This window comes from Microtetraspora sp. NBRC 13810 (assembly GCF_030268685.1).
Lineage (GTDB): Bacteria > Actinomycetota > Actinomycetes > Streptosporangiales > Streptosporangiaceae > BSRQ01.
Genome location: NZ_BSRQ01000023.1, coordinates 81,367 through 95,308 on the forward strand (window position 1 = coordinate 81,367; position 13,942 = coordinate 95,308).

At 74.7% G+C, this 13,942-nt stretch carries 9 protein-coding genes; 3 read left to right on the forward strand and 6 right to left on the reverse strand.

What is annotated here, in order from left to right; translation table 11 throughout:
- Positions 1-69: 69 nt before the first annotated feature.
- The 6 genes from QSK26_RS34255 to QSK26_RS34280 form a co-directional block, all read right to left on the reverse strand.
- Positions 70-1,470 carry an Nramp family divalent metal transporter gene (locus tag QSK26_RS34255; RefSeq protein WP_285779473.1) on the reverse strand — a complete coding sequence of 467 codons (1,401 nt, stop codon included), beginning with the start codon at positions 1,468-1,470 and terminating at the stop codon, positions 70-72.
- 106 nt (positions 1,471-1,576) lie between these two features.
- Complete coding sequence (locus QSK26_RS34260; protein WP_285779474.1) at positions 1,577-2,761, reverse strand: VWA domain-containing protein; 1,185 nt, start codon at positions 2,759-2,761, stop codon at positions 1,577-1,579.
- Positions 2,754-5,033, reverse strand: a complete 2,280-nt coding sequence (locus QSK26_RS34265) for a DUF5682 family protein (RefSeq protein WP_285779475.1) — start codon at positions 5,031-5,033, stop codon at positions 2,754-2,756. The genes QSK26_RS34260 and QSK26_RS34265 overlap by 8 nt, the downstream gene beginning before the upstream one ends.
- Entirely contained in the window at positions 5,023-6,090 is a 1,068-nt protein-coding gene (locus QSK26_RS34270; protein WP_285779476.1) for an ATP-binding protein, read from the reverse strand. The genes QSK26_RS34265 and QSK26_RS34270 overlap by 11 nt, the downstream gene beginning before the upstream one ends.
- Positions 6,087-7,562, reverse strand: coding sequence for a DUF5691 domain-containing protein (locus QSK26_RS34275; RefSeq protein WP_285779477.1), 1,476 nt, complete (start codon positions 7,560-7,562; stop codon positions 6,087-6,089). The genes QSK26_RS34270 and QSK26_RS34275 overlap by 4 nt, the downstream gene beginning before the upstream one ends.
- On the reverse strand, positions 7,559-9,001 hold the full coding sequence (locus QSK26_RS34280; RefSeq protein WP_285779478.1) for an SWIM zinc finger family protein: 1,443 nt from the start codon (positions 8,999-9,001) through the stop codon (positions 7,559-7,561). The genes QSK26_RS34275 and QSK26_RS34280 overlap by 4 nt, the downstream gene beginning before the upstream one ends.
- 142 nt (positions 9,002-9,143) lie before the next feature.
- Between QSK26_RS34280 and QSK26_RS34285 the strand changes: the two genes are divergently transcribed.
- From QSK26_RS34285 to QSK26_RS34295, 3 genes are all read left to right on the forward strand, one after another.
- The gene (locus tag QSK26_RS34285; RefSeq protein WP_352244450.1) at positions 9,144-9,731 is read left to right on the forward strand and encodes a cupin domain-containing protein; all 588 of its coding nucleotides are present in this window, start codon (positions 9,144-9,146) and stop codon (positions 9,729-9,731) included.
- Positions 9,732-9,843: 112 nt separating this feature from the next.
- The gene (locus QSK26_RS34290) at positions 9,844-11,379 is read left to right on the forward strand and encodes an aldehyde dehydrogenase family protein (RefSeq protein ID WP_285779479.1); all 1,536 of its coding nucleotides are present in this window, start codon (positions 9,844-9,846) and stop codon (positions 11,377-11,379) included.
- A gap of 94 nt (positions 11,380-11,473) precedes the next feature.
- On the forward strand, positions 11,474-13,894 hold the full coding sequence (locus QSK26_RS34295) for a Tex family protein (RefSeq protein ID WP_285779480.1): 2,421 nt from the start codon (positions 11,474-11,476) through the stop codon (positions 13,892-13,894).
- The last annotated feature ends 48 nt before the right edge of the window (positions 13,895-13,942 follow it).

Consider the following 13,942-nt stretch of genomic DNA (forward strand, 5'->3'; position numbering starts at 1 on the left):
TCGGACCTTACGGGGCGCCGCCGGGCCGGGTCATGGGCCGTTGGGCCGACCCGGCCTCGGCAGATGGTCCTAGAGCCGGCCGAGCTGGTCGGCGAGGGTGAGGGCGGAGAAGAAGCCGAAGAAGACGAAGATCAGCACCAGCCCGACCAGCCGCCACCCGCGCACGGCGACCGCGCTGGGCAGCTTCCGCCGGTTGAGGATCACGAGCAGGCCGGAGTAGAGGAACATCATGAACCCGCCGACCACCGCGGAGGTCACCAGCAGGACCAGCGGCTGGTCGAAGCCGGCGAGCAGCACAACCGTGCCGACGGCGATCAGCAGCCAGACCACGGCGACGTAGAGCGCGGACTCGGTCCACCGGGTGCTGTGCGCCAGGTAGGTGACCTTGAGCGCGTCGGAGACCAGGCGGCCCATGTAGTCGAGGATGCCGAGGGCGGCGGCGAACAGCGAGTAGGCGCCGATGATCCAGAAGAAGGTGCCGAACCAGCCGGTGCCCTCGTTCAGCGCCTGGCCCTCCGCCTGGAGGAAGCCGACGTTGTTCTCCACGTCCTGGCCGCCCAGGGTGGCGTTGGCCAGCATGGACGTCACGGTGATGGTGACCACCGTGATCAGCACGAACGACACGAGCTGTTCGATGTTGGCGACCTTCCACCAGGCCCGCCAGCGGGAGAGGTTCGCCTCGTCGGGGGTGAAGACGTAGCCGGTCGAGGGGGTGACCGTGGGTTCGCCGGTGACCGGGGAGACGAGTTTCGCCATCCTGCCGCCCATGCCGAGGCCCTTGTCCCTGATCCAGTTGCTCTGCACGAGGTTCTGCGCCCCGCCGCCGCCCGCGAAGGCGAGCGCGCCGAGGATGAGCGCCGCGCCGAGCTCCAGCGGGATGCCCGGCTCGGTGAAGGCCCGGTCCAGTCCGCCGCGGTTGTCCGACGTGAGCGCGATCACCAGCCCGCCGCTGATCAGCACCAGGACGGCCCCGACCTTGACGAACTCGATGCGCTCGACCCACCGGTAGACGAACGGCGCCATGGTCAGGATGACGCCGATCAGCACCAGCTCGCCGATGGCGAACGGCACCGGGTCACCCCAGCCGATCGCGTACGTCAGGACGGTCGCCGAGCTGGTCGCCCATCCGGGCCACATGTTGGCCAGCATGGCGAGGACGATGAAGACCAGCCCCCAGTGCCGCCAGAGCCGGCTGAACCCGGTGAGCGCGGTCTCGCCGGTGACCAGGGTGTAGCGCTCGATCTCCATGTTGATCACGAACTGGAAGAGCACGCCGACGACCGCCGCCCACAGGAAGATCAGTCCCACGTTGGCGGAGATGTAGGGCCACAGCACGAACTCGCCGGAGGCGAGCCCGACGCCCGCGGCGATCACGCCGGGGCCCAGGACCCGGCGCAGCGGCAGTGGTTCGGGAAGGTCGGCGGGGACGAGCGCAGGTAAGCCGTCCCGGGCGGGGGGTGATGTTCGCATGCCTCCCAGATTGCGCACTGGCCAACCACTTAAACCTGCGACTCCCAGGCCGCCCTCGCCCCCACCCCCTGCCCCGCCCACGCCTGACCGGACCACGGCTGACCGGTCAGCTTCGGGCCGTCTCCGCCCAGTGGGTGAGGTCGCGGCGCTCGATCGCGGCGGCCATCAGGTCCGGGAACGCGTCGGGCGTGCAGGCGAAGGCCGGGACGCCCATCGCGGCCAGGGCCGACGCGTTCTCATGGTCGTAGGAGGGGGCGCCCTCGTCGGACAGGGCGAGCAGCACGACGACCTGGACGCCCGCCGCGGTCATCGCCGCGACCCTGCGCAGCATCTCCTCCCGGACGCCGCCCTCGTAGAGGTCGCTGATCAGGATGAGGACGGAGTCGGCCGGCCGGGTGATCAGCCCCTGGCAGTAGGCGATCGCCCGGTTGATGTCGGTGCCGCCGCCGAGCTGGGTGCCGAAGAGCAGCTCGACCGGGTCGTGCAACCGGTCGGTGAGGTCGGCCACCGCGGTGTCGAAGACGACCAGCGACGTCTTCAGCGCCCGGATCGAGGCGAGCACCGCGCCGAAGACGCCGGAGTAGACGACGGATGCCGCCATCGAGCCGCTCTGGTCCACGCAGAGCACGACCTCCCGCCGCACCGCCTGGCTGCGGCGGGCGTAGCCGACCAGGCGGGAGGGGACCACGGTGTTCCGCTCGGGCAGGTAGTTCTTGAGGTTCGCCCTGATCGTCCGGTCCCAGTCGATGTCGGCGGCCCGGCGCGGCCGGTTGGTGCGGGCCGAACGGTCCAGGGCTCCGATGACCGCCGCCCTGGTGCGCTGGGCCAGCCTGCGCTCCAGCTCGGCCACCACCTTGCGGACCACGGCGCGGGCCGTCTCGCGCGCCTGCTCGGGCATCACCTTGTTCAGCGAGAGCAGCGTGCCGACCAGGTGCACGTCCGGCTCGACCGCCTCCAGCATCTCGGGTTCGAGCAGCAGGCGGGTGAGGTTGAGCCGCTCGATCGCGTCCTTCTGCATGATCTGCACGACGGTGCCGGGGAAGTAGGACCTGATGTCGCCCAGCCAGCGGGCGACCCGCGGCGCGGACCCGCCGAGCCCGGCCCGCCGGGCCCGCGCCGCGTCCTGTTGGCCTTCGCCGCCGAGGCCGGGCGCGCCGCCGTACAGCGCGGCCAGCGCCGCGTCCATCCGCGCGTCGGGGCCCGCGAGCCCGTGCCCGGTGCCGTCGGCGTCGCCGCCCAGCACGAGCCGCCACCGGCGCAGCCGCTCGTCCCCGGCCCCCGTCTCATCCATCGGTCCTCCCCAGGATCGTCAGCACGGTGCGCACCGCCGCGGCGGCCCGCTCCTCGTCGACCCGCACGGTCTCGCCCGCCTGCCGCGGCCCGCCCGACGCCCGCACCCGCGCCCCGATCGCCCGCCGCTCGGGCGCGTCGAACGTGGCGAACGTACGGCGGAGCAGCGGCAGCACGTCGACGAACGCCTCCGGCGTCAGCCCGCCCAGCCACCGGTCGACCAGCCCGAGCAGGGCGGCGTCGTGCACCAGCAGCAGCCCGCCGCCCGCCAGGAACCCCTCCACCCAGGCGGCGACCCGGGCCGGCGGGTGCCCCGCCGAGGTGGCCCGCGCCATCCGCGTCGCCACCTCGCCCGCGTCGAACGTCCCCGCGTCGAGCAGGATCCTGGTCAGCCTGCCCTCGATCAGCCCGTGCAGGTCCTCCCGCCCGGCGACCCCGCCGAGCACCGTGAGCCACTCCCGCCGCGCCTCTCCGGGGAGCAGCGCGGTGGCGGCGTGCACGCCGTCCACGTGGCCGAGCATCTCGCGGGTGGCGTCGTCGTCCAGGCCGGTCAGCGCCGGGGAGAGGCCGGCGCTGATCCTGGCCAGCATCGACGACACGATCGCCCCGAGCCCTTCGGCGGGCGTGCCGCGCACGTCGCCGTACCGCAGCGCCCGCGCCATCGCGGGCAGCGCCGCCATGAGCCGGGTGACGTCGGGATCCAGCGCCGCCCGCTCCGACAGCCCGCCGAGCACGCGGGGCAGCGCGTCCGGCAGGTCGGCGAGCAGGCAGGTCTCCACCAGCGCGGTCAGCTCGGCCAGGGTGACCCCCTTGGCCGGGTCGGCGAGGTCGGCGACCCTGGCCGTGGCGGCGGCGGGCACCGTGGTCCCCCACGCGCCCGCCTCGATCAGCGTGATGTCGAACTCGGGCCGCCAGGCCAGCCGCCACGACTCGCGGAAGGTGCCCTTGCCCTGGGCCGCGCCCTCCCTGGCCGCGCCCCACCCGACGCCGAGCACGCGCAGCCGGTGCAGCAGCCTGCTGCGGTCGAGGTCGACCGGCTTGCGCAGGTCGAGGTCGAGGTCGCGGTCGAGCGCCTCGGGTCTCAGCCGCAGCCGCCGCTGCTCGTCGCGCAGGTGGCGCTGGAGGGGGACCATCGGGGTCGCCTCGGGCACCCGGCCGATGCGCTCGCCGACGACCATGCGCCGCTGGATGAGCGCCACCGGCAGGTCGTCGCCCTCGCACAGCACGGCCCTGGCCGCCTCGGTGACCTCGCCGAGCCCGGCGAGCGGCCGGCCGCGCAGCACGGCCAGCCCGCCGGCCAGCCGGACGGCCTCGATCACGTGCGCCGGGGAGACCGCCAGGCCCTCCTCGCGCAGCACCCCCGCCGCCCGTGCCAGCCACCGCTCCACCGGCCGGTCGGGCGCGGTGAAGAGGTGGTGGTACCAGCCGGGCGACTCGACGCCCGCCCCGTATCCGCTCCGGGCCGCCAGCCTGCCGTACGTCCACGGCACCCAGGTGGTCTCCACCTTGACCTTGGGCAGGCCGCGCAACAGGCGGTCGTCGGCGGCGGCCGGCGGCAGCCGGGTGAGCGCGGGCGCGTGCCAGGCGCCGCAGACCACCGCGATCCGCTCGAACCCGTCCTTGATCGCGCGGCGCAGCGTCCTGCGCATGTAAGCCTCGCGGCGCGCCTCACGCTCGCCGGGCACGTACCCCTCGCGGATCGCGGCCATCGCCTCCCCGACCGCCTCGAACGGCGCGGCGCCCCTGCGGTGCTCCACGACGTCCTCCCACCAGCGCTCGGGATCGTCGTATCCGGCGGCCCCGGCGAGCACCCCCACCGGATCGGCGGGCGGCTCATCCCCCCGCCCCTCACCCCCTCGCTTCCCTTCCTCCTGCGCCCCGTCCCCCCGTGCCCCGTCCCCGGGCGCCCCTTCCCCTCGTGCCCCGTCCCGTGGTGGCTCCTCGGCGAGGGTGAGAGCGGCGGGCAGGTCGCAGAAGCGCACCGGCACCCCCTCGGCCACCGCGTGACGGATCGCCTGCCACTCCGGGGAGAACTCCGCGAACGGCCAGAACGCCGACCTCGACGGCTCACCCGGCACATGCGCCAGCAGGGCGACCGGCGGCTCCATGCCGGCGTCCCCGGCGAGCGCGACCAGCCCGTCGGCCTCCGGCGGACCCTCGACGAGCACGACGTCGGGCCGCAGCCGCGCCAGCTCCTCACGCACCGCCCGCGCCGAACCCGGCCCGTGGTGCCGCACCCCCAGCACCGTGACGGCGGGGGTCTCAGTCGGCATCGCGGCAGGCCCGGTAGAAGTCACGCCAGCCGTCACGCTCGCGGACGACGGTTTCGAGGTACTCCCGCCAGATGACCCGGTCCGACAGCGGATCCTGGATCACCGCGCCCTGGATGCCGGCCGCGACGTCGGCGGGACGCAGCACGCCGTCGCCGAAGTGGGCGGCGAGCGCGATGCCGCCGGTCAGGACGGAGATCGCCTCGGCGGTGGACAGCGTGCCGCTGGGTGACTTGACCTTGGTGCGCCCGTCCTCGGTGACACCGGAGCGCAGCTCGCGGAAGACCGTGACCACCCGCCTGATCTCCTCCAGGCCGGTCACGGCGTCGGGCAGGTCGAGCGCCCGGCCGAGCTGCCCCACCCGCCGGGACACGATGTCGACCTCCTCCTCGGCGCTGGCCGGCACCGGGAGCACCACCGTGTTGAACCGCCGGCGCAGGGCGCTGGACAGCTCGTTGACGCCGCGGTCCCGGTCGTTGGCGGTGGCGATGACGTTGAAGCCGCGCTGCGCCTGGACCTCGTCGTTCAGCTCCGGGATCGGCAGCGTCTTCTCCGACAGCACGGTGATCAGCGCGTCCTGCACGTCGGAGGGCATGCGGGTCAGCTCCTCGACCCGGGCGACGCGGCCCTCGGCCATCGCGCGCATCACCGGGCTCGGCGTGAGCGCCGCGCGGGAGGGCCCCTCGGCGAGCAGCCGCGCGTAGTTCCAGCCGTACCGGATCGCCTCCTCGGCGGTGCCCGCGGTGCCCTGCACGAGCAGCGTCGAGTCGCCGCTCACCGCCGCCGCGAGGTGCTCCGACAGCCAGGTCTTCGCCGTGCCCGGCACGCCGAGGAGCAGCAGGGCGCGGTCGGTGGCGAGGGTGGCCACCGCCACCTCGACGATCCTGCGCGGCCCGATGTACTTCGGGGTGACCTGGTCGCCGTCGCCCATGACGTACTCGGTGACCGCCCACGGGGACAGCCGCCAGCCGGGGGGCCTCGGCCGGTCGTCGGCCTTGGCGAGGATCGCCAGCTCCTCCGCGTACTGGTCTTCCGCGTGAGGTCGCAGAACGCTGGTCACGAGAGCTCCTTCATCATGTCGTTGCGGAATCGCAGGACGGCGGCGACCGACTGGACGTAAGGCTCGGGCGACAGGCGCTCGGCCAGGTCGTGCAGCGCGGGATCGGCCCGCTCGCCGACCATGCGGCTCAGCTCGGCGATGTTCCACGGCTGGGACCGGGCGACGTCGAGGATCTTGGTCAGCACGGCCAGGGTCAGGTTGCGGCCCCACGGGGCCGCCACGCCGCCGAGCACCATGATGAGCTGGCTGTCCACCTGGTGACGCCGGACGAAGCCGGCCGCCGTCGCCTCCTGCTCGGCGGGCGGCAGGGCGGCCAGGAGCTCGGCCACCGGTTCCACGGCGAACAGCGCACGCGCCCAGCCGGGGTCGCGTTGCAGCACGGCGGCCCTGACCCAGCCCGCCCTGACCTCGCGCGCCCAGTCGACGATCTCCATGCCGACCACCTCGCCCGCGTCGGCGCCGAACACCTCGCTCCACAGCGACAACGGCGTCCGCGCCACGACCTGCTGCAGCCACCAGCTCTTCTCGCCGGTGCCCCGCGGCGCGTTCCCCCGCACGCCGTCCCGCTGCATGGCCCCGTCACACGCCTCCGGCGGCGCCACCAGGATGCGCCCCGGCCCCCTGCCGTCCGCCTCCGTGGCGCCTCGCGGGGGCTCGGGACGGAGGACGCGGCGGCCGCGCTCGCGCATCCGGCCGGCGAGCCGGGAGCCGGGCAGCCTGGTCAGCAGGTCGGCGGCGCACTGGCGCACCTCGCGCCGCCGGTCGTCCAGGGCCGCCTCGAGGAACGGCTCGTCCCGCGCGGCCAGGCCGTCGCCGAACGTCTCCAGGAAGGCCGCGCGGTCCTCGGGCGTCTCCTCCTCCCAGGTGCCTGCCAGCAACTCCCGCGCGCCGTCCGGGTCGCTCGCGCGCAGCGCGGCCAGCAGCGCCCGCCGGTCCCCCGCGGTGCCGAGCTGCCACGTGTCGCCGCCTCCGGTGGGCTCTTCGAGCAGGTAGGCCCACCCGGGGTGGCCCAGCGCGGCCAGCCAGCGTCCGCGCTGCCCGGCCAGCACGCCCGCGTGCGAGCGGATCGACCGGTCCTTCGCCCCGTGGTCGAGCAGCTCGGGCAGCAGGTGCGCGGGCAGCCGCAGGCCGCGCGCGGCGGCGAGCGCGAGCCACTCGGGCAGCAGCCGGGGCAGCTCCCCGCCGAGGATGCGGGTCAGCCGCGCCGCCGCCGCGGGCGACACCACCGGCCGCTCCTCGGCGGGCGCCGCGGGGAGCGGCTCGCCCCTGCTGAGCCGCTGCCCCGCGCGCACCCGCACGACCTGCACCGCCGCCCGCTCCAGCAGCTCCCGCGCCGGATCGGCCCGCGCCCGTCCGTGCGGCGACTCCGGCACGGCGCGGCGCTCCGTGCCCACCAGGGCCGTGGAGACCAGGTCCTGCCACACGTCGGCGTCCTGCCACACGTCGGCGCCCTCCCCCGTCGTCCCGCTCACAGCACGATCACCTCGCCGTCCTCACCCCAGGCGGTGAGCGGCACCAGCCCCTTGGGGGTCCACTCGGCGGCCACCGTCAGCGGCCTGCCGCCGGAGGCGGACACCAGCCGCCACGGCGCCCCGATCGCCGGGTCGATCCCCCACCCCGCCACCTCGGCCGGGCCTTCCGGGCCGGCGGCGGGGCAGCCGAGCAGCCAGCCGTCGCCCCTGACCGGCACGACACCGCCCAGCACCACCGGCCAGGAGTCCAGCCACGGGTCGCCGGCCAGGGCGGCGGCGACCTCGGACAGGGCGGCGTCGAGGGTGGCGGCGGGCGGCGGGAGACCGGCGCGCAGGCCGTGGCGGCCGGCGACGAGGGCGCGCAGCGGGCACGCGCCGGGGTAGAAGGCCAGGTCGGCGCGCACGGCGGTGCCGGTGACCAGCGAGGCGTCCAGGGGCTGGCCCGGCGGGGCGAAGGACAGCACCAGGGCGGCCCTGCCGGTCGCCGCTCCGCGCAGCCAGACGCGGCGGCTGACCAGCCGGTCCTGCATGTCGTCGCGGGCGCCGAGCACGTGCCACTCGTCCTGGACCCGCTCGCCCGCGAGCACCTCCTCGCGGGTGACGGGGAAGCCGATCCGCGACCTGATCGTCGCGCCCATGTGCCCGGACGGCGCGCGCCGGTGCCCCACGGCCAGCAGGTGCAGCAGCGCGTACTGCTCAAGCACCCGGCTCGGCCACTCCTCCTGCGGCAGCAGCGAGGCCAGCCGGGAGACCCTGCCGGCGACGCCGGGGGCCTGGGCGTCGATCAGCCGCTTGGCCAGGCCGTCCCACTGGTCGAAGCCGGTGGTGCGGGTGGCCGCGATGCCCTGCCTGATCTGGTCGGCGAGCCATCGCTCCAGCTCCGACAGCCCGGCGGACACCCGCCGCTCCCGCTGCGCGGCCCGCCGCGCCGCCTCCCCGCTCCGCTGCGCCTCCCGCCCGGTCTCTCCTCGGGGCGGCCCGTCGTCCTGTCCCGCGGCCCCGCCGGGCTCCGCACCGGGCTCGCCGCCCTCCGCCGCAGGACCGGCCGCAGGGCCGGCCGCCGAGCCGGACGACGAGCCGGCGGGCGTGCCCGCCCGGCGGGCGGCGGCGCGGTCGCGGCGGGCGGCCAGCCACTCCTCGACCCATCCGGGCGGCGCCGCGGCCCGGACGCCCCCGGCCGACCACAGCAGGAGCAGGCCGAGGACGTGTTTGCAGGGGAACTTGCGGCTCGGGCAGCCGCACCGGTAGGCGGGGGCGGACAGGTCGGCGCACGCCTGGTAGGGGGTCGCGCCGCTGCCCTTGCACGCGCCCCACACCACGCCGCCGGACGCCCCCGCCTCCGGCCACCTCCCCGGCCCGGCGACCCCCTGGGCCGCCTTGCCCGAGGCGGCGTCGGGCGCGAGCGCCAGCACCTGGTCCCGGCTCCACCGTTCGATCACGCGGCGACACTACCGACGGCCTCCGACAAAAACGCCCAGCCCAAACGATCTTGCCGCCACCACCGCCCATCAGGCCACATATCCGGACCGACCCCCCGAAGCACCACCCCTGACCGGGGATCGAGGTACTAGCATCGGAACAGTGCTGGTCAAGATCTATCCCGACGGGACGCCGGTGAGCGTCGCCGATGACGATGAGGCGTTGCGGGTCGCGGGCGAGAGGTTCGGCGACGGCGGGCCCGTGGTGGCGGTGGACGGCGAGCGGGTGCGGTTCCTGCGCCGCGACGTGCGCGGGACGTTCGTCTCGGTGGCGGAGCGGCCGGCCGTGGCCGAGGCGCTCGACCTGCTGCCGCATCCCGAGGGCGGCTGGTTCCGCGAGACGTGGCGGAGCGGGGTGACCTTCGAGCCGCCCGGGTACGGCGGCCCGCGGTCCTCGGCGACCGCGATCCACTTCCTCCTCATGCCGGGCGAGGAGTCGGTCTGGCACGTGGTCCGCTCGGACGAGCTGTGGTTCTGGCACCGGGGCGGGCCGCTGACGCTGCTGATCGGCGACCCCGACGGCGAGTACGAGACCGTGGTCCTCGGCCCGGACGTCGAGCGCGGCGAGGTGCCCCAGGCGCTGGTCCCGGCCGGCACCTGGCAGGCCGCCCGGCCGGCCGGTCCGCGCGAGGCGCTGGTGAGCTGCGTCGTGTCCCCCGGCTTCGACTTCGCCGACTTCCAGGCCCGCTGAGACCCGTGAGCAGACCCGTGGAGAGCCGCCCGCGCAACCTCGCCGCGTTTGGCCGCGGCGAGGAGGCGGGAGGGACAATGCGGACGGACAACCCACTACAAGGAGGTCAACGGTGACCCGACAGATCGTCTCCGTCATCGGCGGCAAGGACGCCGCCTCCGCGCGGCCGTACGACTCGATCAACCCCGCCAGCACCGGCGAGGTGGTCGCCCGGGTGGGGCTGGCCGACGCCGAGACCTTCGCCACCGCGTGCCGTACGGCCAGGGACGCGCAGCGGGAGTGGGCGGCGGTGCCGGCGCCGGTGCGCGGACGGGTGATCGCCTCGATCGGCCGCCTGGTCGAGGAGAACGCCGAGACCCTCGCCGCGCTGGTCACCAGGGAGATCGGCAAGCCGTACGCGGAGGCGCTGGGCGAGGTCCGCGAGATCGTCGACACCTGCGACTTCTTCCTCGGGGAGGGCAGGCGGCTGTACGGGCAGACGGTCCCGTCCGAGATGCCGGACAAGAGCCTGTTCACCTTCCGGGTGCCGGTGGGCGTCGCGGCGGTGATCACGGCGGGCAACTTCCCGGTCGCGGTGCCGTCGTGGTACCTGGTGCCCGCGCTGCTCTGCGGCAACGCGGTGGTGTGGAAGCCGGCCGAGTACGCCGCGGCGTCGGCGCACGCCCTATACCGGCTGTTCGCCGCCGCCGGGCTGCCCGACGGCGTGCTCAACATCGTCTTCGCCGACGGGCGGGACACCTTCGACGGCCTGTCCGCCGCGCTGGAGGAGGGCACGGTGCACAAGGTCGGGTTCACCGGGTCGAGCGCCGTCGGCCGGTCGATCGGCGAGCTGTGCGGGCGGCACCTCCAGTCGCCGTGCCTGGAGCTCGGCGGCAAGAACCCGATGGTGGTCACCGAGGACGCCGACCTGGACCTCGCGGTCGAGGGCGCGCTGTTCGCCGGGTTCGGCACGGCGGGACAGCGCTGCACGTCGCTGGGCACGGTGATCGCGCACGAGTCGGTGCACGACGAGTTCGTCCGCCGCTACGCGCGGGCGGTCGCGGACGCGGCGCTCGGCGACCCGGCCGGCGACGTGGTGCTCGGCCCGCTGCTCGACCACAAGTTCGCCGAGCGCTACGAGGAGTACCTCACCTGGATCGAGCCGCACCACACGGTGGTGTCCGGGCCGACCGGCAGGATCACCCCCGGCAACCCGCGCGGCGGCTTCACCGGCGACGAGGGCCTCTACTACCACCCGGTCATCGTGGACGGCGTGCGCCGCGGCGACCGGCTCTTCCTGGAGGAGACGTTCGGCCCGATCGTGGGCGTCACCTCCTACGGGTCGCTGGACGAGGCGATCGAGCTGGCCAACCTGCCCGGTTACGGGCTGTCCTCCTCGATCTACACCACCGACCCCAAGGCCGCCTTCCGCTTCCGGGCGGGCATCGGCGCGGGCATGGTGAGCGTCAACAACTCCACCTCCGGCGCCGAGGCCCACCTGCCGTTCGGCGGCAACGGCAAGTCCGGCAACGGCAGCCGCCAGTCCGGCATGTGGGTGCTGGACCAGTTCACCCGCTGGCAGGCGATGAACTGGGACTACAGCGGCCGGCTGCAGAAGGCCCAGATGGACGTCGCCGACATCACCCCGGACCTCGGCTTCCGCCTGTGACCGGGTGCCGTCGCCTCGCCGCCGGACGGCGGCGAGGCGACAAGACGCGCATGGAGCGGCACAATCAGTCCCCGTAACCCAGGGGGAAGGCGGGATGAGGATCGTGACGACCTCGATTCATCAGCGCATCGCCGAGGAGCTCGGCGTTCGCGAGCGGCAGGTACAGGCGGCCGTGGACCTGCTCGACGGCGGTGCGACGGTGCCGTTCATCGCGCGCTACCGGAAGGAGGCGACCGGGACCCTCGACGACGCGCAGCTGCGCACGCTGGAAGAGCGGCTGCGCTATCTGCGCGAGATGGAGGAGCGGCGCGCGGCCATCCTGGAGTCGATCCGCTCCCAGGGCAAACTCGACGAGGCCCTCGAAGCGCAGATCATGGCGGCCGACTCCAAGGCCAGGCTGGAGGACATCTACCTCCCCTTCAAGCCGAAGCGGCGCACCAAGGCGCAGATCGCCAGGGAGGCCGGGCTGGAGCCGCTGGCCGACAAGCTGCTCGGCGACCCGGCGCTCGACCCGGCCCGGACGGCGGCGTCCTTCGTCGGCGAGGGCGTGCCCGACGAGGCGGCCGCCCTGGAAGGCGCGCGGGCGATCCTCGTCGAGCGGTTCGCCGAGGACGCCGACCTCATCGGCTCTCTGCGCGAGCGGGTCTGGTCGCGCGGGCGGCTCGTGTCCGCGGTGCGCGAGGGCAAGGAGGAGGAGGGCGCGAAGTTCTCCGACTACTTCTCCTTCGCGGAGCCGTTCACGAAGCTGCCCTCGCACCGGGTGCTCGCGATGTTCCGCGGCGAGAAGGAGGAGGTGCTGGCCCTCACCCTGGAGCCGGACGAGGACGGCGAGGGCGACTACGAGCAGCGCATCGCCCACCACTTCTCGATCGCCGACCGGGGCAGGCCGGCCGACCGGTGGCTGCTGGACACGGTGCGCTGGGCGTGGCGGACGCGGGTGTTCGTGCACCTGGGCATCGACGTGCGGATGCGGCTGTGGCAGGCGGCGGAGGAGGAGGCGGTGCGGGTGTTCGCCGCCAACCTGCGCGACCTGCTGCTCGCCGCGCCCGCCGGCACCCGCGCGACGCTCGGCCTGGACCCGGGCTTCCGCACCGGCGTGAAGGTCGCCGTGGTCGACGCCACCGGCAAGGTCGTCGAGACGGCCACGATCTACCCGCACGTCCCGCAGCAGCGCTGGGACGAGTCGATCGCGGTGCTCGCCCGGCTGTGCGCCGCGCACGGCGTCGAACTGGTCGCGATCGGCAACGGCACGGCGTCCCGGGAGACCGACAAGCTCGCCGCCGACCTGATCAAGCGGCATCCCGAGCTGAAGCTCACCAAGATCGTGGTGTCCGAGGCGGGCGCCTCCGTCTACTCCGCCTCGGCCTTCGCCAGCCAGGAGCTGCCCGGCCTGGACGTGTCGCTGCGCGGCGCGGTGTCCATCGCCCGCCGGCTCCAGGACCCGCTGGCCGAGCTGGTCAAGATCGACCCCAAGTCCATCGGGGTCGGGCAGTACCAGCACGACCTGGCCGAGACGAAGCTGTCGCGCTCGCTGGACGCGGTGGTGGAGGACTGCGTCAACGCCGTCGGCGTGGACGTGAACACCGCCTCGGCCCCGCTGCTCACCCGGGTGTCGGGGATCGGCTCCGGCCTGGCCGAGAACATCGTGCTGCACCGCGACGCCAACGGGCCGTTCCGCTCCCGCAAGGCGCTCAAGGACGTGGCCCGGCTCGGCCCGAAGGCGTTCGAGCAGTGCGCGGGCTTCCTGCGCATCCCCGGCGGCGACGACCCGCTCGACGCCTCCAGCGTGCACCCCGAGGCGTACCCAGTGGTACGGCGGATGCTCGCCCGGACCGGCGGCGACGTGAAGACGCTGATCGGCAACGACCAGATGCTGCGGACCCTGCGGCCCGAGGAGTTCGTCGACGACACCTTCGGCCTGCCGACCGTCACCGACATCATCAAGGAGCTGGAGAAGCCGGGACGCGACCCGCGGCCCGCGTTCAAGACCGCCGCCTTCGCCGACGGCGTCGAGAAGATCTCCGACCTCACCCCGGGCATGGTCCTGGAGGGTGTGGTCACCAACGTGGCGGCCTTCGGGGCGTTCGTCGACGTGGGCGTCCACCAGGACGGCCTGGTGCACGTCTCGGCCATGTCGCGGAACTTCGTCAAGGACCCGCGCGACGTGGTGAAGCCCGGCGACATCGTCCGGGTCAAGGTGCTGGAGGTGGACATCCCGCGCAAGCGCATCTCGCTGACCCTGCGGCTGGACGACGAGACGGCCAGGACCGGCGGACGACGCGACTCCCAGGACGGCGCCGGCGACCGCGGCGGTGACAGGGGCGGCGACAGGGGCGGCGACCGGGGCGGCGACCGGGGCGGCGACCGGCGGGGCGGCGGCGGCGGACGCGGCAAGGGCAACGGCGGCGGGGGCGGCGGGAACCGGCAGCGGCAGGGCCGTCCCGAGCCCGCAGGGGGCGCGCTGGCCGAGGCGCTGCGCAAGGCCGGGCTGGACAAGAACCTCGGCGGGCGCTGAGCCCGCGGGGCCGGGCGCCGGCGGGAACCCGCCGGCGCCCGGACGGGC

Bases quoted from the DNA above. Each gene is read 5' to 3' on its own strand.
- QSK26_RS34255 (WP_285779473.1), bottom strand. From the start codon at position 1,470: ATGCGAACATCACCCCCCGCCCGGGACGGCTTACCTGCGCTCGTCCCC.
- QSK26_RS34260 (WP_285779474.1), bottom strand. From the start codon at position 2,761: ATGGATGAGACGGGGGCCGGGGACGAGCGGCTGCGCCGGTGGCGGCTC.
- QSK26_RS34265 (WP_285779475.1), bottom strand. From the start codon at position 5,033: ATGCCGACTGAGACCCCCGCCGTCACGGTGCTGGGGGTGCGGCACCAC.
- QSK26_RS34295 (WP_285779480.1), top strand. From the start codon at position 11,474: ATGAGGATCGTGACGACCTCGATTCATCAGCGCATCGCCGAGGAGCTC.